Origin of the sequence: Nostoc punctiforme PCC 73102 (assembly GCF_000020025.1) — a bacterium.
GTDB classification, from domain to species: domain Bacteria; phylum Cyanobacteriota; class Cyanobacteriia; order Cyanobacteriales; family Nostocaceae; genus Nostoc; species Nostoc punctiforme.
Map to the genome: position 1 here is coordinate 5,056,758 of NC_010628.1, position 23,482 is coordinate 5,080,239.

Sequence of the window (23,482 nt, forward strand, 5' to 3'; positions counted from 1 at the left end):
TTAAGGATTATCTCAGCTGGCCGATGCGATAAGTGATTGGCAACGCCACAATTCAAAAGTAAGTATCAATGCGTTTTGCTAACTTCACTTAGAAACATCACTATACAGGAGTGAAATAAACTAGCTATGTCTACCAATCATCTACTAGAAATTAAGCAATACGGTCAAAGTATCTGGATGGATAATTTGACCCGTGACATTATTCAATCAGGTGAACTCAAAGACATGGTTGAAAATCAAGGTATATCTGGGATTACTTCTAACCCAGCTATCTTTGAAAAAGCGATCGCGGGCAATGCCATTTATGATGCTGATATAGAAGCCGGAGTTCGCGCTGGCTTACCGATATACAAAATTTACGAATCCCTAGTTTTTGCAGATATCCGTAACGCTTGTGATATTTTACGCCCTGTTTATGAAGCCTCGAATAGACTAGATGGTTATGTGAGTATCGAAGTACCGCCAACCATCGCCCATGATACGGAAGCAACAATAAGCGAAGCTCGGCGCTATTTCCAAGAAATTGGTCGGGAAAATCTGATGATTAAAATTCCCGGTACAGAACCTGGTTTGCCAGCAGTAGAGCAAGTAATAGCCGAGGGAATGAATGTTAATATTACGTTGCTATTTTCTGTGGAAAGCTACGTAAACACAGCTTGGGCTTATGTTCGGGGCTTAGAAAAACGGCTGGCTGAAGGTAAAGACATCAGTAGAATTGCTTCAGTCGCTAGCTTCTTCCTCAGCCGGATCGATAGCAACATTGATGCCAAAATAGATGCTAAGTTGAAAAAAGGCGTTGATGATATTGCCGTGGAAGCAAAGCTAAAAGCTGTGAAAGGAAAAGTAGCGATCGCAAACGCCAAGCTAGCTTACCAAGAATACAAGAAAATCATTAGAAGTGAGCGTTGGCAAGAGTTGGTAGCAAAAGGGGCCACAGTTCAACGGCTACTTTGGGCTAGTACCAGCACCAAAGACCCCAACTACAACGACGTGATGTATATCGAAGAGTTGGTAGGCCCTGATACCGTTAACACCGTCCCACCAGCGACCATTAAAGCTTGTGCCGATCATTGTAACGTGAGCGATCGCTTAGAAACAGACGTGAATAATGCTTACACGCTGATCGAAAACCTCAAAGATCCCGACATCAACATCGATCTCGATACCGTAATGGATGAACTGTTAGTTGAAGGTATTGACAAGTTCATCCAGCCCTTCCAGTCCTTGATGAACTCTTTAGAAGACAAGATCAAGGTATTGTCACCAGTGTAGGGACTGGGTATTGGGGAGTGGAGAAAAGGAAGGGGGGCAGGGGAGCAGGGAGCAGGGGGATAAAGAAAACAACCCAATTCCCAATTCCCAATTCCCAATTTCCAATTCTCAATTCCCCATTCCCCATACCTAATCCAAAATCCAAAATCCAAAATCCAAAATTCCTATGGTTAGTCTGCTAGAAAATCCCTTGCGCGTTGGTCTGCAACAACAAGGGATGCCTGAACCCCAGATTATAGTTATCTTTGGCGCTTCTGGTGATCTCACCTGGCGCAAACTAGTGCCAGCACTTTACAAATTGCGGCGAGAACGGCGCATTCCACCAGAAACTACTATTGTTGGCGTAGCACGTCGAGAATGGAGCCATGAATACTTCCGCGAACAAATGCAGAAGGGCATGGAAGAGGCACATCCTGATGTCGATTTAGGGGAACTCTGGCAAGACTTCTCTCAAGGTCTCTTCTACAGTCCTGGAGATATAGACAACCCTGAAAGCTACCAGAAACTAAAAACCTTACTGAGTGAATTAGACGAAAAACGGGGCACGCGAGGCAATCGCATGTTCTACCTATCGGTTGCCCCTTCATTCTTTCCCGAAGCAATTAAGCAGCTAGGAAGCGGCGGGATGCTAGAAGATCCCTACAAACATCGTCTAGTAATTGAAAAACCCTTTGGTCGGGACTTGGCTTCTGCCCAAAGCCTTAACCAAGTGGTACAGAAATATTGCAAAGAGCATCAAGTATATCGTATTGACCACTACTTGGGTAAAGAAACAGTCCAGAATTTGCTGGTGTTCCGCTTTGCCAATGCGATTTTTGAACCCTTGTGGAATCGTCAATTCGTTGACCACGTGCAAATTACCGTAGCAGAAACCGTGGGCGTAGAAGACCGGGCTGGCTACTATGAAAGCGCCGGCGCACTGCGGGATATGTTGCAAAATCACCTCATGCAACTTTACTGCTTAACGGCGATGGAAGCACCCAACGCAATGGATGCCGACAGCATCCGCACAGAAAAAGTGAAGGTACTCCAAGCTACTCGTTTAGCTGATGTTCACAATCTGTCGCGGTCAGCAGTCCGTGGGCAATACAGTGCTGGCTGGATGAAAGGTCAAGCAGTGCCAGGATATCGCACAGAACCAGGCGTTGACCCCAACTCCACCACACCCACTTATGTAGCGATGAAGTTTTTGGTGGATAACTGGCGCTGGAAAGGTGTTCCTTTCTACTTGCGGACTGGAAAGCGGATGCCGAAAAAAGTGAGTGAAATTGCAATTCACTTCCGCGAAGTTCCATCTCGGATGTTCCAATCTGCCGCTCAACAGACAAACGCCAATATTTTGACGATGCGGATTCAGCCAAATGAAGGTATTTCCCTGCGTTTTGATGTCAAAATGCCGGGGGCAGAATTCCGCACCCGTTCCGTTGATATGGACTTTAGTTATGGTTCCTTTGGCATCCAAGCAACATCCGATGCCTACGATCGCTTATTCCTTGATTGTATGATGGGCGATCAAACATTGTTCACACGTGCAGATGAAGTAGAAGCAGCTTGGCAAGTAGTGACACCAGCCCTTTCCGTTTGGGATGCACCCGCCGATCCTACTACTATTCCCCAGTACGAAGCCGGGACTTGGGAGCCAGAACAAGCAGAACTCTTAATTAACCAGGATGGCCGTCGCTGGCGCAGACTCTAAATATTAGTCATTAGTCATAAGTCGTTAGTCACTAGTAAAAACAAATGACGAATGACAAATGACAAAATCCAAAATCTCAAATCCAAAACTTCCTATGGCTCTCCAAACTTCTACAATTTTTTCCCTCCAGGCACCGAAAGATATTTCGCTTAACGAAATAGATGCAGAACTGAATCAAATTTGGCAAAGCTATGGCATAACTGGCGAGGACGGTGGACTTCCCAGTGCTACTAGAGCAACAACATTTACTTTAGTAGTCTACGAACCAGAAGAAACTCAGTATTTGTTGGCTGCTTTAGGATTTTACAACGGCCCAATTGATGGGATTTTAGGGCCGCAAATGGCAGCAGCATTACGGGAAGTGCAAAAGAAACATAAACTGCCAGAAACCGGAACAGCAACACAAGAAACTCTGACTATATTACGAGAAGAATTCGCTAAAGGTCAGCGAGGTGGGACTGGAGGAGAACATGCTATTGCTGGGTTAAATAGCGGTAGCCCCAGAATTGCCGATGAAATCGCTCTCCGCAACCCCTGCCGCATCATTGCCCTATTTCCTATTACTGGCGAAGATGAAGGGGTTAAGGCTCAAGTTTCTGCCTATTGCCCCATCCAAAAGCAATCGTCAAGCACACTTATCTGCTGCGAATACATTACTCTGAGTGGAACTGCTGCTGCCTTAGAACGTATCGGTGGTATGATTCCAGCATTGTTGATTGGCGGTTTGCCGAAGTTTCTCTGGTGGAAGGCGACACCAGACCCTAACAACGGTCTATTCAAACGCCTAGCAGCAATCTGCAATAATGTCATTGTCGATTCTTGCAACTTTAACGAGCCAGAAAGTGATTTACTCCGCCTAGAAGAGTTGGTAGAAGCTGGTGTACCTTTAGCGGATTTGAACTGGCGTCGCCTCGCATCATGGCAGGAATTGACAGCTGAAGCCTACGATTCGCCTAAGCGTCGTGCCGCCCTCAGAGAAATTGACCGCGTGACGATTGATTACGAAAAAGGCAATCCCGCCCAAGCTTTGCTGTTTTTGGGTTGGCTGGCAAGTCGATTGGAATGGCAACCAGTTTCTTATCAAAAGGAAAGCGGTGATTATGATATCACTCGCATCCATTTTATTTCTCAAGATCAACGACAAGTAGAAGCGGAGTTAGCAGGAGTTCCCGTTGCGGATGTGGGCGATATTATTGGTGACTTGATTGCCTTGCGTCTCAGTTCCACAAATCCCCAGGCAGACTGTGGTACAGTTATCTGCTCGGAAACTGGTGGTTGTATGCGGATGGAAACACATGGTGGTGCCCAATCTGCCGGTCTGTTTCAACAGGTAACTTCACTTTCAGAACAAAAAGCCGAAGCATTACTGAGTCAGCAGGTGCAACGCTGGGGTCGTGAGTCCCTTTTTGAAGAAAGTCTGGGAGTGACAGCGAATATTTTCAAATTGGCGAATTAACTTAGACCTAACCTCCTACTCTGCTTCCCGCGTCGGGAAGCAGGGCGGTTTCATAAAAGCAGTAAAAAACTAAAACTGGGTTTCAAAGCCTCTGTTTGTTTTGAGGCTACAGTGTACAGACAAATTATCCGATTCCCAAAAATCCTCAAAAATCTCACCCTGTCCAAATACTTGTCGGGTTTTAACGACTTGTGTATACACCGTAGCCGTTTTGGAGAGAGGAATGGAGGCGGGGTAAAAAGCAATACAGTTCAGATAAGCCCAAAACCCTCATCTAGAAACGCGATCTATCGCTCATATAGAGACGCGATTTATCGCGTCTTGAAAGACCAATTAACTATACCAATAACCTTTAACCCAAGCGTATTGAGATATAAGGCAATACGCTTGGGTTAAGCGCCACTTGTACAAAATCGTGGGTTTTGAGACGTGATAAATCGCCGTCTCTACAAGTGTTTTGGTTTTATCTGAACTGTATTGGGGTAAAAAGCCGGATCACAATTTTTCTTTCTTCGTATAAAACCACCCTCAATACGGTTCGGATAAGCATTTTTCACTTTCCTTGTGGTCCGGGTAAAGGGGAAAGGGGAAAAGATGTATTCAAAACCTTTTCCCTTTACCCTTTAACCGAACCGTATTCAAACTATCCTGCCTTTTTAAAGGGACAACCAAAGTCAAAGTCCCCCTTTTTAAAGTGAATTTAGAGGATTCTAAATCTTTTGATACCAATCAGAGGACTTTTAAAACATCCTCTAATTGGTAAGAGGCTGATTACACTATTATCTATTGCTAGCAATGTTGGCAGGCTTTTCCTTAATTTGACTATCTAATTTGACTATATGACAAAAGTAATGTTTTTTACAAAAAATAGAAATTAAAGGGAACCTAATACTTTAGTAAGTGTCTCATTAATTAACAGTAATAAAAATAATTCTACTGGAGTTAAAAATTAATGTTTACTTTTAATCGTTTGCAATCTGGAACAGCTGCACTCATGGCTTTGAGCGTCACAGCCGGCACTGTAGCTCCTTTGATTATAGCTTCTCCATCTTTAGCTCAAACTACTTTTTCTGATGTTTCATCTAATTATTGGGCGGCACCATTTATTCAACAATTGTCACAGCGTGGTGTAATTGCCGGATTTCCTGATGGTAGTTTCCGTCCTGAAGAAGCAGTGACACGCGCTCAATTTGCCGCTATGGTCAACAAAGCTTTCCAAAAATCACAGCAACGATCGCCAATCAACTTTGCTGACGTGCCCAGCAATTATTGGGCATCAAGTGCCATTCAGCAAGCTTATACCATTGGTTTCTTATCTGGATATCCCGGTAATCGCTTTGAGCCGAACCAAGCTATTCCTCGCCAACAGGTTTTAGTTTCCCTCGCTAACGGTCTGGAATATAGTCCCATCGGCAATACCGAAAGTACTTTGCAATACTTCAACGATGCCTCTAACATCGCTAGCTATGCCCGTAGCCCGATCGCAGCCGCAACTGAAAAGCAAATCGTCGTGAACTATCCTAATGTGAAGTTCCTAAATCCAACTGCAACCGCTACTCGCGCCCAAGTAGCAGCTTTTATCTACCAAGCACTGGTTAGTTCTAACCAAGCTTCAGCAATTAACTCGCCTTATGTCGTGGCTGTCGGGTCTACTACCCCAACGCCTGTATCAGTCACAATTCCTCAAGGGACTGCTATTCCTGTGAAGTATGACAAGGCAGAAAAAATTCTGGTTACAAAGGATGAGACAGCGCCTTTGACGTTAACAGTATCCCAAAACGTAGTAACACAAGACGGATCTATAGTGATTCCGGCTGGTAGTCAAGTAATTGGTCAACTCAAGCCTGCTACAGGCGGTTCTCAATTCGTTGCCGAGAAACTGGTTTTGACCAATGGTCAGGAGTATCAACTTAACGCTACTTCTGAAGTGATTACCAAAACTGAAACTGTCAAGAAGGGTACTAGTATTGGTTCAATTATCAAGGATACTGTATTGGGCGCAGGTGCAGCAACTGCGGTATCTGCTGTAACTGGCGATCGCGCCATCGCCACAGAAGAAGTCTTGGGTGGCGCTGGTATCGGTGCATTGGTTGGTCTGTTTTTCGGTAAGAATAGTGTTGACTTAGTGGCAATTGACCCAAATACCGATTTACAAATGACCATCAATCAAAACTTGTTGGTTTCACTCAGATAGTCATTGGTCATTGGTCATTAGTCTTTACAAATGACAAAGAACATAGACGCGCTAGCGGCTTCCCGCAGGGTAGGACAAATGACTAATTTTGAACTTCCGGCAACCAAATAATAAAAGTAGTCCCCGGCGCATTGGGTGAAGTTAGCTTAGAGTTGATTGCAGGGCTGAAAACCTCGATTTTGCCCTGCATTTGCTCTATTAATTGTTTAGCGATCGCTAACCCTAAACCTGTGCCAGGGATTTCTGTTTGCGCTTGTACACCCCGATAATGCCGTTCTCCCAGATGTTCTAAATCTTCGGGTGGAATGCCAGGCCCGTTGTCACTGATCGCAATTCCCTGAAAATTAGCTTTTTCTTGCCCCGCCTGAATCAAAATTTTGCCACCAGTGGGAGTATATTTCAAAGCATTATCGATGATGTTAGTTAAAACTTCTCGTAATGCTTTGATATTGGCACGTACTAGGGGTGAATTTTCTTGAATTTCAGTTATTAGTTTTAGCTTTCGCTCTTGGGCGATCGCTTTGGCTGATATTAATAATGGTTCTAATATATCTGCTAACGAGCAGTCAACTGCTTTATCTCCTGTTCCCGGCAATAATAGCGGCGGTTTAGCGTCTTTTTGGATAGTTGCTTCCACAAACACTTCATGTTCGGGTAGATGTAGTGGTGCTAAATCTGTCTCTGTCAAGTCTATTACTTGATCGAATTGTTGTAGCAATTCTTGGAGGCGATCGCTTTCTCGCACAATACTATTAGCCACATCCCGGTTGCTATCTCCTGGGCGCAGCCGCTTCAATAGCAGTTTCCCAAAAGTCCGCAATGCTGTTAATGGGTTACGAAACTGATGCAACAGGTTATCTAGCAAATCTCGCTGTTTTTCTTGGAGAATTTGTTGCTCACGCAACTGCTGCTCAAACCATGCACGGCGTTGATCTAAAATGCAAGCGATCGCTAATGTTTGGGCTATCTGTTGAATCTGACTTTCCTCATGCCCATTCCATGCCCGGTCTTGCCTACCCGTCACCAGTAACCCCATCATCACACCCTCATAAACCAGAGGTAAAACAATTTGGTTGCCACTAAAGAGGTATTCCTCTTTTAAATGGGGTTGAGATGCCTCAGATTCCTGTGACGAGGTTGGAGATTCCGATCCTGCTGTCAATAACCTTCTGCGATCGTTGGGTAATATAAACACATTTCCAACTTGAAGTTCCTTGTGTACTGTCGCCTCAGCAGTCTCGTCCCCTGGCGGTAATAATGCTGTTTCTGGATAAATTACCACAGGAATCAGTTTGGCCTCACCAGAAGGAGTCTCTACCAATTCTTGTGTCAGGTACACAATACTTAAAGTTGCTCCCAGCCCTTGGGTTAGCAGCGCTATTTGCTCTCGACACAGAGCAATAAAATCGGAACTGGCAGACATTAACATTTTTTAGCTCTTGCTCAAGATGACAGATTTTGAGGCATGATGATAAGAGAGGATACTTAATATTTACCTCACTCATTCAATAAAGCTTAACTAAAATCTTCTTAGTGATGGTTTGTACCAAGGAATTATTTTCTTAGGTAATTTCGTTTTATATATTTTCAAAGATGTTAACTTTCTTGCATGAAAAGGTTAAAAACTATTGATATTTTGAACTAGAACTTATATAATGACGACGGATTTTGTAGCTAACACTACAATCTATAGCTTGAAAGAGGAGGACAATAGGTTGGCAAGGAGACGCAAAAGGAAAAGTCGCCGTCGTCAAGAAGGACGGCGGATTTTGGAACACGTGCCTCAATATAGCATCGAAAGTGGCGAAGAAAAACCTGTGACAGCAGCGAGAAGATTCATTCAAGCTGAAGGGATTTTGCCACCTGCGTTGCTACTCGTAAAGCGAAATGAACACACAACAGATCGTTATTTCTGGGCAGAAAAGGGACTGTTTGGTGCTCAATACGTAGAAGAAAACCATTTCTTGTTTCCGAGCTTGAGGGTATTAGAACCTTCGCCTGGTCAAGAACCTCTTGCTTTAGCTAGCCGGTGAACCATAAATGGTCATCTTACACATTGAGTGTGGCTCCTGACTATTCATTAACTGGCAAAATAGCTAAGTTTATGCAAAATTTAATTTTTTTTTAGTTTGGAGCTGATTTGCCAGTAAGGCTAGTCCAGGTAGTTGGAAAATAAACTAGTCTCAAAGCACGCTAGATTGCATGGGTTGATACTAGTGTCATGATATGGAAGGGAGTGGGTATAAAGCCAAGCGCCTCCAAAAGCGCTAGTGAAGTTGCGCTCTTATGCCGTGAATTGTTAACCAAGCTCTGTCAACGAATTTAAGTTAATTAATTTAAATTTCTCCCCACGACTTATATCGTGGGGAGAATTGACAAAGCAGAAGTCTTGATTTCCTCCTTTTTACTTTTCATTGCCTAAAGATTAGATCAGGTCAGAAGTCTGCATATCATAGTTAAAAAAACCAACAATTATTCACCAGCCTTGAGCTGTAGAGTTCTCTGTAACTCACTGAGTTCATCTCGATGGGCAACTACAGTGATCTTACTTGAGGAGGTTTGTTCACTCTGAGTTGTTTCTACTTTGAGTGACACCTTCTCAAGTCTTCCAGATTTTTTCCAATAAAACAGGCCACTTAAAGGCGACAGCAGTACCATAGCCAAAACAATGGGACTGAGGTTAGGAAAAAGCAGGTATACGACTAGTGAGAGACAAACAATCCCAGTCGCTGCCAGCAGAGTTAAAAATATAGCTAAAAACCAACTGGGGCGAACATTCCCTTCAAAAGTCACTTTGTTCTGTTCTCGGTCTACCTCTGCCACTTGGTAAGACCGGGAGCGAAAATACTCTTTTAATTGAGACATTAAAGCAGCTTCGTCTTGTTCAGATACCAGTTGTACTGTTTGTATGCGGTCTTTAGTCGAGGCACGAATAAAGAAAAACAGCCCAACCGATAACAACAAGGTTAGCAGGAACGTAGATGGCAGAATAGCAGTATCCATAACTGATTGTTATTGTTTGACTGGAGGAGACTTATTCATTATCAATTATTCGTTACTTTGTCCTCCTATTAATGTAGTTAAGCCATTGCAAAGCTAAATCTTGCGCTTGAACTTGCCATTCTGGAGAAACTTGGTACATCCGCCTGGGTCGTCCTCGTCCTTCCAGTTTCTTCCAATATCCAGTGATTGCCTTTTGGTCTTCCAGAAATTTGATTGCACTATAAAGCACAGTATCCGAAAGCCTATAGGTTGGATATTCAGTTTCTAATTGCTCAATCAACTCGGTTCCGTAGGATTCACCTTGTAATAAAACAGACAGTATGTAACAAACTGCTACTTCCTGACAAAGGTAAGTTGGCGGAGGATTCTCAAAGAATTGATATATATCCTCAAGTTTCATGGTTAGTGAATGGCTAAAAAAATGCCTTATGGTAAGGTCTACAATCCTTGTAGTCAGTATACAGTGCTACTGCCAAATGAGTAATATATATAATGCTACTTAGACTAGATATCCATTGCGTAAATACCAAACGATTATCCACGCTTGTGAAGTCGTGGGAAGAGTTGCAAGTTTTAGGGACACAAAGAAATGTACCCTAAGCCAAGCTTGATATGGTGTGGTGAGGAGCTAACAGAGAGTAGCAAATTAACTTAGTACAGAAGGTACTTAGTCTTGGTCAGATTAGGGCAAATGCCAAGCCTCAGCTTTTAGGCGTGAGGTTTCTGACTGTCTTGGTATTAAGTAATGCCAAGGTAGTTAGAAGTGCTTAAGCAATAAAATGCCATCGAAGAAATTTTACAGGTAAAATGCAATTTTGTCTGTAAAACTTAATAAACACTTTGTTTTACAGTGATTTTCCCAATGCAAATCATCAGAATTTAAGCTATGGGATATATGTGGTTTAAAGCTGCTACGGTGGTGGACACACTTAAGTAGTACGCATTACTGATTTACTGGACAAGAGAATCTCTTGTCGCATTTGGTAAATGTGATAGTAAATTTATCAAAGAAGACGCAAAGACTAGAGCATCGATTCAGTAATCAAAAACCTAATCCCCAGCCTCCTTGACTAAAAGATAAGAGGTTGGGGAGAGATGATTCTTTACTGATAGGACTTACGCAAAACTAGTTGCTGTAGGGACAATTTATGAATTGCCCTACTTGAAAATCCTTCTTTTCGGCCATTATTTACGTAAGTCCTGACTGAATTGGTGTTCTCGGAGAGATAGAGACGTAGAGTGGGATACCTCTCAAAACAGTTCTCCGTGTTCTCCGAACTTTTGAGCTAAGGCTTCCTTAGATTAAACTTTTATCTTTGTGTTTTTGTGTCCTTTGAAAGTGCCCGGCACATTGGCAATTTTCTATATATGTCACAGACTCCCGATGCTCCATCATCTTCTCTGCGGGCTATTGCCCAAACCTTTCGCCTTACAGGTTGGATTAGCTTCTGGATTCAGCTAGTACTAGGCGTTGTTTCTAGCATAATTGTGTTGCTGTTCGCCATCTTTAATCAAAGAACTGGTAGTCCTAGTAATAATCCTGGGACTGGCTTTGGCGTATTTTTAGCAATTTGTGGACTGGTTGTTTTAGGTGGAGGTATTTATTTAGCTTATCGTTACACTAGAATTGGCAAGCAATTGGAATCCTCCAATCCTAGCAACCGCCCTCGCAAAAGTGAGACTGTGCAAGTATTACGCTTAGGGCTGTGGGTAAATTTAGGCGGAACACTGGTGACTCTTTTAGGCGCGCAAGCGATCGTTGGTACACTGGTAGCAAGATCGATATCTCCTCAAGCTATAACTACACAATTTTTTGACCCTACCCGTATTATTAGCGGTCTAGATATGCTTGTCGTACAAGCAAATACCAACACTGTATCAGCACATTTTGCAGGGCTTATAGCGTCACTTTGGCTACTCAATCGTATTAACCGACCTTAGTATGAGTTCTATTAGCGGTAGCGGGGCGGGCATTTCGCCTATGCTGAGTTTTCAAGAGTCAAAAGAAAATTATCATACTTTTCCGAAACGGGCAAAACTGCGTGTGAAGACAACTACATAATCCTTGAAAAACATCCTGATAGTACAGCATTGCGTAAATGAACTATCCATTTCAAATCAATGAAACGCTTGCAGTATAGGAATTACCAATTACCTTAGCGAGTCGGGAGAGGGTACACTACGCATAGCAATATCACCGTAGGGGTACGGGTGTCATTAAGAATTCCGCCAAGCTGTACTAACAAGTGATGCCAAAACTAAAACAGGGATGATGTATACCTTTTTTTTAAGTTTGAAGACTATGAAAAATCAATTTGACACCAGGAGAAATCAACCAGCCTATAAATTTAATCAAGACGCATGGAGATTTGGCGTACAGGTTTTCTTTAGTAGCATCGTATTGGGGCTATGCATTTTCAAGCTTGGCTCGCCAGGGGACGATAAGAATGTTGCCCTTTACTGGGGTGGTTTATCAAGTGTGCTTGCATACTGGTTGCCTTCACCTGGACAAACCAGAGACGATAAGGAACCACAAAGTATCACTCAAAGGACGTTTGCAGCGGCTGATAACAATAATGGTAATGGTCAAAGTCTTGCTCAGGTTACTGAAACAAGAGTGACTCAAGATACGAGTTCATGATTGGTTAAATGCAATATATGGTTTCTTAGCCCTGGCAGTGATGCTAGGGAAAAATCTTGATTCAGAGATTGAGGCTGAATTTTTGCAATAAACTTTGTTTTTCCAGTCACAGCAAACCAAAATTACTATATGCTAAATGCTTAATGTGTTAACTGTATTGACAGAAAGATTTTAGGCTAGAAACTGAGAAAAATCTGTGCTGGATATTAAGCAAATACGGGAAAATCCGCAATTAGTTCAAGAACGATTGAATAGTCGTAGTGGTAAATACGACATTGAACCGATTCTACAGTTAGATCGGCAACAACGAGAACTAGAGGGGACACGCAGTCAACTCCAAGCTCGGAGCAACGAAATCGGTAAAATTGTCGGGCAGAAGATTAAATCTGGGATTAATTCTCAAGATCCAGAAATTCAAGCTTTGCGCGATGAAGGTAACTCTGTCAAAGCAACGTTGAGCGAACTGGAACCCCAGGAAAAAGACCTCAAAGCTCAAATTGCTCAACTTGTGTTGGCACTTCCCAACTTACCAAGCGACTCTACACCCCTTGGGAAGAATGAGGAAGATAACGTAGAAGTGCGCCGTTGGGGTGATGAGTATATTCCCCAAAATCCAAATATTCTCCCTCACTGGGAAATAGGCGAAAAGCTAGGTATTCTCAATGTTGAACGGGCTGTAAAAGTTGCCCAAAGCCGCTTTGTGGCTTTGGTAGGCGCTGGTGCGGCATTGGAAAGGGCATTAATTCAATTTATGCTGACTCTCCATACTCAAGCTGGGTACCTGGAAGTTAGTCCGCCTCTGTTAGTTAATACCGAGTCTTTGACGGCGACCGGTCAGTTACCCAAGTTTGCTGAAGAAAGCTTTAAATGTGCGGATGATGATTTATGGCTGATTCCGACGGCGGAAGTTCCAGTTACAAATCTCTACCGGGGTGAAATTCTCGCTGCTGAAGATTTGCCTATTTACCACTGCGCTTTTACTCCCTGTTTTCGCCGCGAAGCTGGTAGCTATGGGCGCGATATGCGGGGGTTAATTCGCCTGCATCAGTTCAACAAGGTGGAAATGGTGAAATTTGTTGAACCTAGTACGTCTTTTGATGAACTGGAGAAATTGGTGGGGAATGCAGAAGCGATTTTACAGGCGTTGCGGTTGCCTTATCGAGTAGTAAATTTAAGTACTGGAGATTTGGGATTTGCCTCTACCAAAACTTATGATTTAGAGGTTTGGTTGCCCTCTTCTGGCAAATACCGCGAAATTTCTAGCTGTTCCAATACTATAGATTTCCAAGCAAGACGGGCTGATATTCGCTTCAAAGAGGCGGGGAAAAAAGGAACTCAGTTCGTACATACCCTCAATGGTTCGGGTTTGGCGGTGGGAAGGACTATGGCTGCAATTTTGGAGAATTATCAACAACCTGATGGGACAGTGAAGATACCAGAAGCGCTGCAACCTTATTTGGGGCGTGAAGTTTTATAATTTGTCATTAGTCATTTGTCCTACCCTGCGGGAAGCCGCTAGCGCGTCTATGTCCTTTGTTATTTACCAATGACCAATGACCAATACTTCGGCTTCTCCTAACGGAGACGCTGCGCGTTAGCGGAGCTTTCGCTTTAGCGATACGCTCAGTACAAGTGACCAATGACCAATGACTAATACCCAATACCCAATGCCCAATTAGAATGGAGATAACTATAGCTTAATTATTTTCACTAATTTACTCTATGTCAGTTTTAGCAGCGATCGCAGTCTTGGCTGTTTTGATCTTGGTACACGAGTTGGGACATTTTGTTGCAGCCCGTTCTCAAGGCATTCTCGTTAACCGTTTTTCTTTGGGTTTTGGCCCAGTTCTTTTGAAGTACCAAGGTTCACAAACCGAATATGCTGTCCGCGCTTTTCCCTTGGGCGGCTTTGTGGGGTTTCCCGATGATGACCCCGATAGCGATATTCCACCCAATGACCCAAATCTGCTGCGTAACCGTCCAGTTTTAGATCGGGCGATTGTCATCAGTGCTGGAGTGATTGCAAATTTAATATTTGCCTATTTGGTGCTGGTTCTGCAATTGGGTATCGTTGGTATTCCCAAAGAATTAAACTATCAAGCTGGTGTCATTGTACAGCCTGTTAATCAAGAATCTGTTGCCTATCAAGCAGGAATTCGGGAAGGAGATATTATTCTAGCTGTTAATGGTCAAGAACTCCCGGCTTCTGATAAATCAACTCCTTTGCTGACTAAAGAAATTCAAACTCATCCCAATCAGCAAATTGAACTGAAAATTCAGCGTGAAAAACAACAACAAACCCTGAAATTAACGCCAAAACTGGGAGCTGATGGCAAAGGTGTAGTTGGTGTGGCACTTAGTCCAAATGCTACCGCAGTTTATCGCCGCCCGAATAGTCCTTTTGAAATTTTTGGTCTTGCTGCTAACAGGTTTCAACAATTATTTGTTGGTACACTGAGCGGTTTTGGGCAGTTGATTACCAATTTTCAACAAACTGCTGGACAAGTTTCTGGGCCAGTTAATATTGTCAAAATAGGTGCAAAATTAGCTGAAGATAATAGCGTAAATCTGTTGTCTTTTGCGGCAATTATCAGCATTAACTTGGCTATTATCAATATTTTGCCTTTGCCAGCTTTGGATGGCGGACAACTCGCTTTTTTGCTGATTGAAGGTTTACGCGGTAAGCCTGTACCGTCCCGGATTCAAGAAGGTGTAATGCAAACTGGCTTGGTGTTACTTTTAGGGTTAGGAATTTTTCTGATCGTCAAAGAAACTACTCAATTAACTAGCCAATTGGAGTGGGTACAAAAATTATTCCAGTGATTACTACCCGCAAATCGTTATCTAAAAAGAAGCGATCGCTAGAAATTTTAGCTCGTCTGAAGCGTCTTTATCCAGATGCTACTTGCTCTTTGAACTACTCAACGCCAGTACAATTGTTGGTGGCAACGATTCTCTCTGCTCAGTGTACTGATGAGCGGGTAAATAAGGTGACACCAGCTTTATTTGGTAAGTTTCCTGATGCTCAGAGTTTAGCGATCGCTGACTTAGTAGAATTAGAAAGTTTGGTGCGTTCCACAGGGTTTTATCGCAATAAAGCTAAAAACATTCAAGCCGCCTGTCGGATGATTGTTACTGAATTTAACTCTGTTGTCCCCAACCAAATGGAACAGTTGTTAAAGCTTCCTGGGGTGGCGCGCAAAACAGCAAATGTAGTTTTGGCTCATGCTTATGGCATTAATGCTGGCGTGACAGTAGATACTCACGTCAAGCGCCTGTGCCAACGTTTGGGTTTAACTGAAGCAAAAGACCCCGTTCGGATTGAGCAAGATTTAATGGGTTTATTGCCTCAGTCTGATTGGGAAAATTGGTCAATTCGGTTGATTTATCACGGTCGTGCTATTTGTAAAGCCCGCTCTCCCGTTTGTGTTGCGTGTGAGCTTGCTGATTTATGCCCTGTAGCCAATAAGCCAATGGTTGTAGGGTAAGCGACACAAGTAACGCCAGAATTGATGGAGAGAATGTAGAATGGAAAACGGTGTCTTTAAATAAGTTAGAGAATATATGGCTAAAAAGAGCATGATTGAGCGCGAGAAAAAGCGCACCAGGTTGATAGAAAAGTATGCTGACAAGCGGGAAGCTCTCTTAGAAGAGTTCAGAAGTGCAGCATCTCCTTTGGATAAGCTAGAAATCCACCGGAAAATTCAACAGCTACCCCGGAATAGTGCGCCCACCCGCCACCGCAATCGTTGCTGGTTGACTGGCCGTTCTAGAGGAGTTTATCGCGATTTTGGACTCTCTCGGAACGTGCTACGAGAATGGGCGCATGAAGGTCTTTTGCCTGGAGTTGTTAAGTCTAGTTGGTAGTTAAGAGTCATTAGTCATTAGTCATTGGTGAGCCAGTGCGGTCTTGGGGGTTTCCCCCATGAGCAGCTGGTGTTAGCGAAGCGGTAGCGACGCAGGAGCGTCACCCGAAGGGTCATTGGTAAATAACAAAAGACTAATGACAAAGGACAAATGACAAAATATTATTGACCACAACACTTATCAATTCCCAGACTTTCTAAGAGTAGATCGCTGACGGCGTTGGCGATCGCAAACTCTCCATAAAAGCTATTGGAAAAATCATAAGACTGCATCTCTGTGACAATGGCAATTACCAGAGAACCAAGGTCGTTTTCTCCTTCCATCCGTTGACGCACAAAAATCTGTGCGGCTCGTTGGGCAATATTTTGGTTTACTGCTTCGGGGATAAATTCTGTATCTAGCCACCGTTGTAAGCGCTCTCGTAACCATTCACCTTCGAGCAGTGGGTTTTCAGGTGGTGGTAGGGTAATGGGTGGAATTGGTTGAGTCATCTTTTTTAAACACAGAGGGACGCGGAGGGAAACGCAGAGGAACGCTGAGGTTGACTGTTAACATCAAATTGCGTTTCTCTAGTGTTTTTTTATATTTATTTATGCAATATGATATCGCCGCAATTGTTGAGGGCTATGCACAAGGCTATTTTCTCATGGCTGATGAGCGCGATCGCCTGAGTTGGTACGGAAGTCGCGATCGAACTTTTATTCCTTTGGATGAACGGTTTCGCTACCCCAAGTCTTTACAGCGTGTTCTCAATCAAGAACGGTTTACTGTGGCGATTAATCGGGACTTCCAAGCTGTGGTGGCTGGGTGTGCCGACAGAGAGACAACTTGGATTTCACCGGAATTGGAAAAGATTTACTGGCTACTTTACCAAAGTGGTTATGCTTTTAGTTTTGAAACTTGGCAGGGTGACGAATTAGCTGGAGGAATTTTAGGGATTGTGATTGGTGGGGCTTTCATTGGCGAATCGATGTTTTACCGCATTCCTGAAGGCTCTAAGGTAGCGATGGTTAAATTGGTGGAAAGATTGCGTCAGAGGAAATTTGTGTTTTTCGATGCCCAAATGATGAATCCGCATTTGGAGAGGTTTGGCGCTTATCGGGTTAAGGATGAAGGATATCAAGTTTTACTTGAGCAAGCCTTGCAACGTGCTTGTAACTTAGTATAAAGAATGACAAGCTTATTAACATAGCTTTTCTATATTGTGTAAAAATAATACTTGACTTAAATTGTCAGATTGCTATAAAAACAGACAAAACATGGCATTCCCACCAACAGATCAGAAATCAGCATATAACTTTGAAGCAGTCCGAAAACGTATTGCTACTCAAGCTCAAGACTATTTTGAACCTCAGTTAATAGAGATGGGGTTTGAAAAAACAAAAATAGAAGCTCAGTCTTTACAAGAGTTAAGACAAAATCTTGATTCTATTAATGAGGCTATTAAACATCCGGAATCTTTTGGTACTCTAGGATTTTCTATAAGTGCAGCAACAGGTACAGTTTATATCACCCAATCTAAATCAGATGCACTATTTGAAATAGGTATTTTGCCTCTTCTTTTGGAAAGAAAAAAACTAATTTTAGAAAGGATTAGACTTCTTTCATCTAATGAGAAAATTAAAACCATACAAGATTTAATTAATCATGTAGAAGATGAAGAAATTAAGAGAAATCTTGAAAAAGAAGTAAAGGATTTAAAGAATGAATCTCAAGGCTTAAGAGAACAAACACGAGAAGTTGAACTAGAGCAAAATAATGAACGTACAAAAACACAAACAGAATTAGCAAGACTCAATGTAGAACTTTTTGAGAGGAAAACAAAGGTTTGGTTTTCTCTCTTAGAACGAGAATCTGCATCGACGATTATAGGCGGAATTTTACTACTTATAATTATTTTAGCTCAAGTAGGTTCTATTTTTACAAAAACTACAATTCCAGATATTTTCAATAATGCATTTCTGATAAAATTAGGTTACTTTTTTGGTCAATCTACTAATAAATAAGCGTCAATAAGAGCAGATGCTGACGAAAATCAAAAATGAGAAAGGTCTATAGCATTTTCTGACCTAGTGAGGTAGCTTTTTAAAGCTATTAACCTTGGTGAAAAAGATTGTGGTGTTCCTCAGTTGCTTAGTGCGATCGCTGATATTGTAGGTTAGGTTGACGCTAGGAAACCCAACATCTTGTTTTACTCACAATTTTAACCACTTCCGCTATTACAGGTGATAGAGTGGTCAATATCCATTATTTAGCGATAATTTCGTTAAATTGCACAAGCACTTATGGGAAAATCACATCACACCAAAATATAGGCACTGTGATTTTTGGTTCACATAAAACGTGATTAATTTAGATACTAATACCGCAGTTGCATTTATTGTCGAAGGTTCTCCTGTTCGCTATGAATTACAAGGGTTTGTCAACAAGCAAATGGTAATAGCACAAACTGCATTTAATGAATTCGTAAATATTGTGCAGTACTCAGCAGGTAGCCTAGAACAGACAAGAGCAAATCGTTTTTTGCAAAGAGTTACGGTTGTTCCAGACAATCCTTCAGCAGCAGCCTAAAAATTAAGACAGACTCGGAACCTGGATGCTAACGATATAATCATTCTAGGAACAGGCAACCAAATGGGTATTGTAACTATGACAGCGGATGCGAAAGCTGTTCGCGCAGCCAGTGCTTAAGGGGTTGATTTTAATGTCTATCTTCATCTCCCCTTTTCATTAACAGGTAGCTGAATTATGTAGAAGATAATCCCAGCCCATTTAGCAAGTACTTATCAGTTGATTCAGTGTGGTTTTCCCCAAGGCATTGACGATCGGGGATATTTGCCTTTGCTGTCAATACTCTACACAAATATGTCTGATCGCAGTTTAGCTCAAGTGGTTGCTGAATATGCGGGAAAAGATTACCATATTCTCCTAAATGATGTCTATCGAGTTGGGTCAATGACGAGTTTTTCAAATGAGGTCATTGATTCCGTCAAGCAAAAGCTGATAAGTTGCAACTATGAAAAGTGGTTAGCAGATGAGTAATGAAGCGATCGCTCCGTTTTCTTGATGCTCACAAAGTGGAGAAGTATCACGTTAAAGTTAGAAATGAGTATCACGTTAAAGTTAGAAATGAGTATCACGTTAAAGTTAGAAATGATGTATAATAAGCGTCTACCTTACATATACTGGGTTAAAGACTATCTCCGAGTGAAACCCTATGTCAGACTTACTTGGAAGAATTACAATTAATCCCAAACAGTGTGGTGGTCGTCCCTGTATCCGGGGCATGAGAATTCGGGTATCAGATGTACTCGACTTGTTTGCGGCTGGACTGAGTGCCGAACAAATCCTAGAAGAAATGCCCGATTTGGAAGCGGATGATCTAAAAGCAGCACTTGTGTACGCTTCACGTAAGCTCAATCATCCCGTTTTGGTTGCATAATAATCTGGGTAGATGCACATCTGTCACCTGCAATTGCAACTTGGATCACCATCACATTCGGCATAACAGCATTAGCTTTGCGTGATCTTGGGTTGAGAGATGCCGAAGATCCTGAGATTTTCGAAGCAGCAAGGGCTACAGAAGTCATTCTCATGACCAAAGACAGTGACAAAGCTTGACTTAGTTGATCGTCTTGGAACACTGCCACAAATTATCTGGTTGACGTGTGGCAATACGTCAAATGACCGATTGAAAGAGATTCTGAATTCAACATTGCTAGAAGCATTAGAGCTTTTGCAATCTGGAGAAGCGTTAGTCGAAATCAGAGGAGATTAACAATGCAGGCTAACAAAAGCGATCGCAATTTAACAAACCTACTGCACCGTAACGTAGTTTAAAGTTTCTTGGAGCTAAAAAATTTTACACCCTTTCTTCAGTAACTAATGTCAGACTAACCCATTCGCCTTTGTCGTTATAGCTGCGAATCATCCTCTGGCGCAGGTCTGACTGGATTAACCAACCCGCTTCCAGAAATAAGGGTTGACGTAATTGTACCTTTAGAGGAGAAGTTGCAGAAGCGCCATCAGGTAACAATAATACTTGTACCTGTTTTTCTGGATCTTGATCAAAGAGAACGATAGAACCTTTGATAGTAGCAGTTGAGGTAATTGTGCGTTCCCCAAAAGAAGTACTTTGCATTAATCGCCCAGCATCATCAAGTTGTATTTTCAAAGTTGTAGAGTAAATATCAGGCGGACGCAAATCTCGATAGATTGTCACTGCTTGTCCTCGCCATTCTCCTAACAAGTCATTTATCTGCAAAAGGGGACGTTCTGCTACCGGGGTTCCAGCTAGATGTTCTCGAATGAGAGTTAGTCCATTTAGATGACCATTTCTATCAAACAGTTGTACCAGACGTAAGCGGCGATTTTCATGAACAAAAGCGAGTTCTCCACCAAATTCGGAAAATGGCCCTAGCTGGATTAAACCTTCAGAAAATGAACCATTTTCAAAAAATAGCAGACCCCCTCCCACAGACCTAAATTCTCTGATTACATCATCCTTTCCCGAACGGCTCAGAGTTAGGCGTACTGTCTGGTTATTGTTCAAACCTTCTAGGCAAAGACGGCTAGAAGTATCGTTCAGAAGTGTACCTTCGGGAGAAAAATTGCTAAATGAACCTTCCCATACACCAAGATTTTGCAGAAAACATTCCCATTGTGATTTCATAAAGATTTGTCCTTTGTCATTTGTCATTGGTCATTTGTACATAACCAATGCCCAACCCCTAACCCCTAAGCTTTAGCAAAACTTCGGACAGCAAATAAGCTTCCCATTAATCCTACAGCTGCACCGAAACTCAAGAGAATCAAGGGTAATAGTAAAACTTGGGCTGGAGTGAGTTGCACACCATTGCTAATAACTTGAATAAACTCAGGTTGATTGGCTAGCAATTTACCAAGAAACTGTTGAATCACAGAGATGAAACTCCAAGCGATCGCACCACCAACTAAACCAAAAGCAATTCCTTGTAAAATAAACGGCAGGTAAATCCAAGCTGAAGTTGCTCCCACCAGTTGCATAATTTCAATTTCTTGCCGTCGCGCCATCACAATCAACCGAATTGTGGTTGTAGTCACTGCGATCGCAGTTAGGGTCAGAATAATTGTAATTGTTAAAGTAATCCAGTTCAGACCTCGGTGCAACTGGGCAATGCGTTTAACTGCTTCATCGATATACTCCACCGTCTCAACTCCGGGCAACTTAGCCAGTTGCGTTGCTAAAGTTGGTACAACTTGAGAATTACGCGCTTTCACCTTCATCTCGTCAACCAAGGGATTCTCACCTAGCTGCTGCGTAGCGCCCTCAATATCAGAAATTCTCATTTCCTTAACTAACTTAGTCCAAGCTTGGTCTTTGGTAATGGTTTGCATCGCCGCGACCTCTGGCATTTTTGCAATCAGTGGCTCAATGTTTTCGGCCCGCGTATCCGGTTCAAGATAAACTGATACTTCTAGCTGACTACCGAACTGATAGAGTAGTTTTTCGACTTGCCAAGAGGTTTGCAAACTCAAACCAAATAAAAACAGTAATACTGTCACAGTACTTACTGCTGCCCAATTCATCCAACCTCCCCGCAGTAAACCGAGGAAAGTTTCTTTAAGCAGATAGTCTAGTTTCGTAAAAGATTTAAACACACATCACCCCAGTCAATAATTCGTAATTCGTAATTTATAATTCATCATTCATCATTCAGCACTCCCGATACCCAATTCCCCACTCCCCATTCCTCAACTTGATAGAATGAAAATAGTAAGAATTTTCACCATCTAGCCATTGAGACTCATGCCTTCTGAAATTGCTGTAGAGAAAAAAAAGTTAAAAAATCCACCTTTGGAGCTTCATTATTTAGGCGATCGCGTGCTGCGTCAAGCTGCAAAACGGATTTCTAAAGTAGATGACGAACTTCGCCAGATGGTGCGGGAAATGCTGCAAACTATGTACAGCAAAGATGGCATTGGTTTGGCTGCCCCCCAAGTGGGAATTCACAAACAACTAATAGTCATCGATCTGGAACCAGAGAACGCAGCTAATCCCCCTTTGGTCTTGATTAACCCCACCATTAAACAGGTCAGCCGCGACATCTCTGTTGCCGAAGAAGGATGCTTAAGCATTCCTAACGTATATCTAGACGTAAAGCGTCCCGAAGTCGTGGAGATAGCCTATAAAGACGAATATGGTCGTCCTCGAACATTAAAGGCTAATGACCTTTTAGGACGCTGTATTCAGCACGAGATGGATCACCTCAACGGCGTGGTATTTGTAGACCGTGTAGAAAATTCCTTGACTTTAGCCCAGGAGCTATCTAAGAATGGCTTCTCGTATCAAGCGGTGAAACCAATAGCATAGGGGGCTAGTAGTGTATTTAACTCCAAAAAGCAGTTTATTTCTGGGTGGTTCTTGTGTAAGTGCGATCGCAGCTGTCGGTTCAATTTTTGAACTCAGTTACGGACAGCCAGATTTGGGTTTCCAAGTCACGGCGATTATCCTCGCATTGAGCATTCCACTCACCGGATTATTTTTCTTTGCCGCAGTGAAGGACGCAAGGGCTAACATGAAATAAGCATCAGGTACATAAAAAAGGTAAAAGGATGAAGGAAAAGGCAAAATTCATTCTTTTACCTTTTATTTTTACTCTGGATCTTCCACTGCCCCTAAAGCTTTCAGCTTTACTAACTGCGCTGCGGTTAACCCCGTCACGCCGGTGATATTCATTCCTTCGTAGGGTTTTGGCAATGTCTACGACGGGCTACGCCTACGCAGTGTTTTTAGGCACGTCGTTTCCATTAAAGCATGGCTCATAAATAGCTTAATCTCGCCAGTAGTAATTTCGTGACAAACCTGTTCAATTAATTGGTCAGTCATGTATTCCATCCACCACAGGCTGGAGAGTGAAAAGCGCAGTTCTTTGTTCAATTAGCGATCGCCTACGTAGTGATTTTAGTGCTTCCAGTACTTCCCTTTTGGGCAAGGGACGCACAATATCATCTAGCAATTTGTGTAGACAAACTAACTCGCGCTTAATATCCAGATTGCTTTGGTAATTCAGCTAAGAGCTTAATTTTTCATGCTCTGCAAATATAAAGACCACCTTCGTAGGCATTTCCACCATAACTGTCGGGGTTGGCTGTCTTGCTAATCCTATAGACTAACAACAACGGCTCTGGGGGAAATGTACTTTCGCCGATCTTAGTCATCTTAGTGGCGGGATAAATCTCTTTGGCAATTGTCAACAAAGCTAATCAACCAGCATATTTTGACATCGTTAAAATAGCTATGGCTCCATCAAGTTCCAAGGAAAAACGAGACATTCTAATCACCAAGATGAGGCAGATGATGACGAGTTGAAA

General features: G+C 42.5%; 29 protein-coding genes. 20 read left to right on the forward strand and 9 right to left on the reverse strand.

The window, feature by feature from the left end; translation table 11 throughout:
• Nucleotides 1-126: 126 nt before the first annotated feature.
• The 4 genes from tal (at nt 127) to NPUN_RS20320 (ending at nt 6,618) form a co-directional block, all read left to right on the forward strand.
• A complete protein-coding gene (gene tal, locus NPUN_RS20305; RefSeq protein ID WP_012410370.1) occupies nt 127-1,272 on the forward strand; it encodes a transaldolase in 1,146 nt (381 codons plus the stop codon).
• A 166-nt stretch (nt 1,273-1,438) separates the two neighbouring features.
• Nucleotides 1,439-2,968, forward strand: coding sequence for a glucose-6-phosphate dehydrogenase (gene zwf / locus NPUN_RS20310; RefSeq protein ID WP_012410371.1), 1,530 nt, complete (start codon nt 1,439-1,441; stop codon nt 2,966-2,968).
• Between the two features lie 94 nt (nt 2,969-3,062).
• Nucleotides 3,063-4,424, forward strand: coding sequence for a glucose-6-phosphate dehydrogenase assembly protein OpcA (opcA, locus tag NPUN_RS20315; RefSeq protein WP_041566315.1), 1,362 nt, complete (start codon nt 3,063-3,065; stop codon nt 4,422-4,424).
• A 952-nt stretch (nt 4,425-5,376) separates the two neighbouring features.
• Nucleotides 5,377-6,618: an S-layer homology domain-containing protein gene (locus NPUN_RS20320; protein WP_012410373.1), complete on the forward strand. Its 1,242-nt coding sequence runs from the start codon at nt 5,377-5,379 to the stop codon at nt 6,616-6,618.
• An 82-nt stretch (nt 6,619-6,700) separates the two neighbouring features.
• Here NPUN_RS20320 and NPUN_RS20325 read toward each other — a convergent pair whose 3' ends face one another.
• Nucleotides 6,701-8,047: a GAF domain-containing sensor histidine kinase gene (locus tag NPUN_RS20325; protein ID WP_012410374.1), complete on the reverse strand. Its 1,347-nt coding sequence runs from the start codon at nt 8,045-8,047 to the stop codon at nt 6,701-6,703.
• Between the two features lie 286 nt (nt 8,048-8,333).
• On the opposite strand from NPUN_RS20325, the gene NPUN_RS20330 reads away from it, so the two are divergent.
• Nucleotides 8,334-8,651, forward strand: coding sequence for a DUF3155 domain-containing protein (locus tag NPUN_RS20330; RefSeq protein ID WP_041566316.1), 318 nt, complete (start codon nt 8,334-8,336; stop codon nt 8,649-8,651).
• Nucleotides 8,652-9,090: 439 nt separating this feature from the next.
• On the opposite strand, the gene NPUN_RS20335 is transcribed toward NPUN_RS20330, so the two are convergent.
• Nucleotides 9,091-9,621, reverse strand: coding sequence for a cofactor assembly of complex C subunit B (locus tag NPUN_RS20335; RefSeq protein ID WP_012410376.1), 531 nt, complete (start codon nt 9,619-9,621; stop codon nt 9,091-9,093).
• 52 nt (nt 9,622-9,673) lie between these two features.
• Nucleotides 9,674-10,021 carry a PadR family transcriptional regulator gene (locus NPUN_RS20340; protein WP_012410377.1) on the reverse strand — a complete coding sequence of 116 codons (348 nt, stop codon included), beginning with the start codon at nt 10,019-10,021 and terminating at the stop codon, nt 9,674-9,676.
• A gap of 968 nt (nt 10,022-10,989) precedes the next feature.
• On the opposite strand from NPUN_RS20340, the gene NPUN_RS20345 reads away from it, so the two are divergent.
• From NPUN_RS20345 to rpsN, 6 genes are all read left to right on the forward strand, one after another.
• On the forward strand, nt 10,990-11,562 hold the full coding sequence (locus NPUN_RS20345; protein WP_012410378.1) for a DUF3611 family protein: 573 nt from the start codon (nt 10,990-10,992) through the stop codon (nt 11,560-11,562).
• Nucleotides 11,563-11,890: 328 nt separating this feature from the next.
• Nucleotides 11,891-12,262, forward strand: coding sequence for a hypothetical protein (locus NPUN_RS20350; protein WP_012410379.1), 372 nt, complete (start codon nt 11,891-11,893; stop codon nt 12,260-12,262).
• Nucleotides 12,263-12,458: 196 nt separating this feature from the next.
• Entirely contained in the window at nt 12,459-13,739 is a 1,281-nt protein-coding gene (serS, locus tag NPUN_RS20355; RefSeq protein ID WP_012410380.1) for a serine--tRNA ligase, read from the forward strand.
• A gap of 245 nt (nt 13,740-13,984) precedes the next feature.
• Complete coding sequence (gene rseP, locus NPUN_RS20360) at nt 13,985-15,085, forward strand: RIP metalloprotease RseP (protein WP_012410381.1); 1,101 nt, start codon at nt 13,985-13,987, stop codon at nt 15,083-15,085.
• Nucleotides 15,061-15,750: an endonuclease III gene (nth, locus tag NPUN_RS20365; RefSeq protein ID WP_012410382.1), complete on the forward strand. Its 690-nt coding sequence runs from the start codon at nt 15,061-15,063 to the stop codon at nt 15,748-15,750. Before rseP ends, nth begins: the two co-directional genes overlap by 25 nt.
• Nucleotides 15,751-15,826: 76 nt before the next feature.
• Complete coding sequence (gene rpsN / locus NPUN_RS20370) at nt 15,827-16,129, forward strand: 30S ribosomal protein S14 (RefSeq protein ID WP_012410383.1); 303 nt, start codon at nt 15,827-15,829, stop codon at nt 16,127-16,129.
• A 161-nt stretch (nt 16,130-16,290) separates the two neighbouring features.
• Here rpsN and NPUN_RS20375 read toward each other — a convergent pair whose 3' ends face one another.
• Nucleotides 16,291-16,620 carry a hypothetical protein gene (locus NPUN_RS20375; protein ID WP_012410384.1) on the reverse strand — a complete coding sequence of 110 codons (330 nt, stop codon included), beginning with the start codon at nt 16,618-16,620 and terminating at the stop codon, nt 16,291-16,293.
• Nucleotides 16,621-16,721: 101 nt separating this feature from the next.
• Here NPUN_RS20375 and aat point away from each other — a divergent pair, with 101 nt between their 5' ends.
• The 7 genes from aat (at nt 16,722) to NPUN_RS43500 (ending at nt 19,907) form a co-directional block, all read left to right on the forward strand.
• Nucleotides 16,722-17,297, forward strand: a complete 576-nt coding sequence (aat, locus tag NPUN_RS20380) for a leucyl/phenylalanyl-tRNA--protein transferase (protein WP_012410385.1) — start codon at nt 16,722-16,724, stop codon at nt 17,295-17,297.
• Between the two features lie 91 nt (nt 17,298-17,388).
• Nucleotides 17,389-18,135, forward strand: coding sequence for a hypothetical protein (locus tag NPUN_RS20385; RefSeq protein ID WP_012410386.1), 747 nt, complete (start codon nt 17,389-17,391; stop codon nt 18,133-18,135).
• A gap of 337 nt (nt 18,136-18,472) precedes the next feature.
• A complete protein-coding gene (locus tag NPUN_RS20390) occupies nt 18,473-18,700 on the forward strand; it encodes a DUF1308 domain-containing protein (RefSeq protein ID WP_012410387.1) in 228 nt (75 codons plus the stop codon).
• A gap of 219 nt (nt 18,701-18,919) precedes the next feature.
• The gene (locus NPUN_RS20395) at nt 18,920-19,171 is read left to right on the forward strand and encodes a DUF3349 domain-containing protein (protein ID WP_012410388.1); all 252 of its coding nucleotides are present in this window, start codon (nt 18,920-18,922) and stop codon (nt 19,169-19,171) included.
• A 175-nt stretch (nt 19,172-19,346) separates the two neighbouring features.
• A complete protein-coding gene (locus tag NPUN_RS20400; protein ID WP_012410389.1) occupies nt 19,347-19,571 on the forward strand; it encodes a DUF433 domain-containing protein in 225 nt (74 codons plus the stop codon).
• Between the two features lie 62 nt (nt 19,572-19,633).
• Nucleotides 19,634-19,750, forward strand: a complete 117-nt coding sequence (locus NPUN_RS43495) for a DUF5615 family PIN-like protein (protein ID WP_234711148.1) — start codon at nt 19,634-19,636, stop codon at nt 19,748-19,750.
• Nucleotides 19,737-19,907, forward strand: coding sequence for a DUF5615 family PIN-like protein (locus NPUN_RS43500; protein WP_234710959.1), 171 nt, complete (start codon nt 19,737-19,739; stop codon nt 19,905-19,907). The genes NPUN_RS43495 and NPUN_RS43500 overlap by 14 nt, the downstream gene beginning before the upstream one ends.
• Before the next feature lie 84 nt (nt 19,908-19,991).
• Here the strand turns inward: NPUN_RS43500 and NPUN_RS20410 are convergent, their stop codons facing one another.
• Together NPUN_RS20410 and NPUN_RS20415 are read right to left on the reverse strand one after the other, a co-directional pair.
• Nucleotides 19,992-20,801, reverse strand: a complete 810-nt coding sequence (locus tag NPUN_RS20410) for a DUF3598 family protein (RefSeq protein WP_012410390.1) — start codon at nt 20,799-20,801, stop codon at nt 19,992-19,994.
• Nucleotides 20,802-20,866: 65 nt separating this feature from the next.
• Nucleotides 20,867-21,769 carry a cell division protein FtsX gene (locus NPUN_RS20415; RefSeq protein ID WP_012410391.1) on the reverse strand — a complete coding sequence of 301 codons (903 nt, stop codon included), beginning with the start codon at nt 21,767-21,769 and terminating at the stop codon, nt 20,867-20,869.
• Between the two features lie 148 nt (nt 21,770-21,917).
• Between NPUN_RS20415 and def the strand changes: the two genes are divergently transcribed.
• Together def and NPUN_RS20425 are read left to right on the forward strand one after the other, a co-directional pair.
• On the forward strand, nt 21,918-22,481 hold the full coding sequence (gene def, locus NPUN_RS20420; protein WP_012410392.1) for a peptide deformylase: 564 nt from the start codon (nt 21,918-21,920) through the stop codon (nt 22,479-22,481).
• A gap of 10 nt (nt 22,482-22,491) precedes the next feature.
• Nucleotides 22,492-22,695: a hypothetical protein gene (locus NPUN_RS20425; RefSeq protein WP_012410393.1), complete on the forward strand. Its 204-nt coding sequence runs from the start codon at nt 22,492-22,494 to the stop codon at nt 22,693-22,695.
• Nucleotides 22,696-22,871: 176 nt separating this feature from the next.
• Here NPUN_RS20425 and NPUN_RS44190 read toward each other — a convergent pair whose 3' ends face one another.
• The 3 genes from NPUN_RS44190 to NPUN_RS44195 form a co-directional block, all read right to left on the reverse strand.
• The gene (locus tag NPUN_RS44190; protein WP_272913926.1) at nt 22,872-22,997 is read right to left on the reverse strand and encodes a hypothetical protein; all 126 of its coding nucleotides are present in this window, start codon (nt 22,995-22,997) and stop codon (nt 22,872-22,874) included.
• The gene (locus tag NPUN_RS42555; protein WP_193372245.1) at nt 22,990-23,127 is read right to left on the reverse strand and encodes a hypothetical protein; all 138 of its coding nucleotides are present in this window, start codon (nt 23,125-23,127) and stop codon (nt 22,990-22,992) included. Before NPUN_RS42555 ends, NPUN_RS44190 begins: the two co-directional genes overlap by 8 nt.
• 70 nt (nt 23,128-23,197) lie before the next feature.
• On the reverse strand, nt 23,198-23,329 hold the full coding sequence (locus NPUN_RS44195; protein ID WP_272913927.1) for a hypothetical protein: 132 nt from the start codon (nt 23,327-23,329) through the stop codon (nt 23,198-23,200).
• Nucleotides 23,330-23,482: the final 153 nt, after the last annotated feature.

Bases quoted from the DNA above. Each gene is read 5' to 3' on its own strand.
- opcA (WP_041566315.1), top strand. From the start codon at position 3,063: ATGGCTCTCCAAACTTCTACAATTTTTTCCCTCCAGGCACCGAAAGAT.
- NPUN_RS20320 (WP_012410373.1), top strand. From the start codon at position 5,377: ATGTTTACTTTTAATCGTTTGCAATCTGGAACAGCTGCACTCATGGCT.
- NPUN_RS20410 (WP_012410390.1), bottom strand. From the start codon at position 20,801: ATGAAATCACAATGGGAATGTTTTCTGCAAAATCTTGGTGTATGGGAA.
- rseP (WP_012410381.1), top strand. From the start codon at position 13,985: ATGTCAGTTTTAGCAGCGATCGCAGTCTTGGCTGTTTTGATCTTGGTA.
- NPUN_RS20350 (WP_012410379.1), top strand. From the start codon at position 11,891: ATGATGTATACCTTTTTTTTAAGTTTGAAGACTATGAAAAATCAATTT.
- aat (WP_012410385.1), top strand. From the start codon at position 16,722: ATGCAATATGATATCGCCGCAATTGTTGAGGGCTATGCACAAGGCTAT.
- NPUN_RS20340 (WP_012410377.1), bottom strand. From the start codon at position 10,021: ATGAAACTTGAGGATATATATCAATTCTTTGAGAATCCTCCGCCAACT.
- NPUN_RS20345 (WP_012410378.1), top strand. From the start codon at position 10,990: ATGTCACAGACTCCCGATGCTCCATCATCTTCTCTGCGGGCTATTGCC.
- NPUN_RS20325 (WP_012410374.1), bottom strand. From the start codon at position 8,047: ATGTTAATGTCTGCCAGTTCCGATTTTATTGCTCTGTGTCGAGAGCAA.
- NPUN_RS44195 (WP_272913927.1), bottom strand. From the start codon at position 23,329: ATGACTAAGATCGGCGAAAGTACATTTCCCCCAGAGCCGTTGTTGTTA.
- NPUN_RS20385 (WP_012410386.1), top strand. From the start codon at position 17,389: ATGGCATTCCCACCAACAGATCAGAAATCAGCATATAACTTTGAAGCA.
- zwf (WP_012410371.1), top strand. From the start codon at position 1,439: ATGGTTAGTCTGCTAGAAAATCCCTTGCGCGTTGGTCTGCAACAACAA.
- NPUN_RS44190 (WP_272913926.1), bottom strand. From the start codon at position 22,997: ATGACTGACCAATTAATTGAACAGGTTTGTCACGAAATTACTACTGGC.
- NPUN_RS20400 (WP_012410389.1), top strand. From the start codon at position 19,347: ATGTCAGACTTACTTGGAAGAATTACAATTAATCCCAAACAGTGTGGT.
- NPUN_RS20335 (WP_012410376.1), bottom strand. From the start codon at position 9,621: ATGGATACTGCTATTCTGCCATCTACGTTCCTGCTAACCTTGTTGTTA.
- tal (WP_012410370.1), top strand. From the start codon at position 127: ATGTCTACCAATCATCTACTAGAAATTAAGCAATACGGTCAAAGTATC.
- NPUN_RS20375 (WP_012410384.1), bottom strand. From the start codon at position 16,620: ATGACTCAACCAATTCCACCCATTACCCTACCACCACCTGAAAACCCA.
- def (WP_012410392.1), top strand. From the start codon at position 21,918: ATGCCTTCTGAAATTGCTGTAGAGAAAAAAAAGTTAAAAAATCCACCT.
- rpsN (WP_012410383.1), top strand. From the start codon at position 15,827: ATGGCTAAAAAGAGCATGATTGAGCGCGAGAAAAAGCGCACCAGGTTG.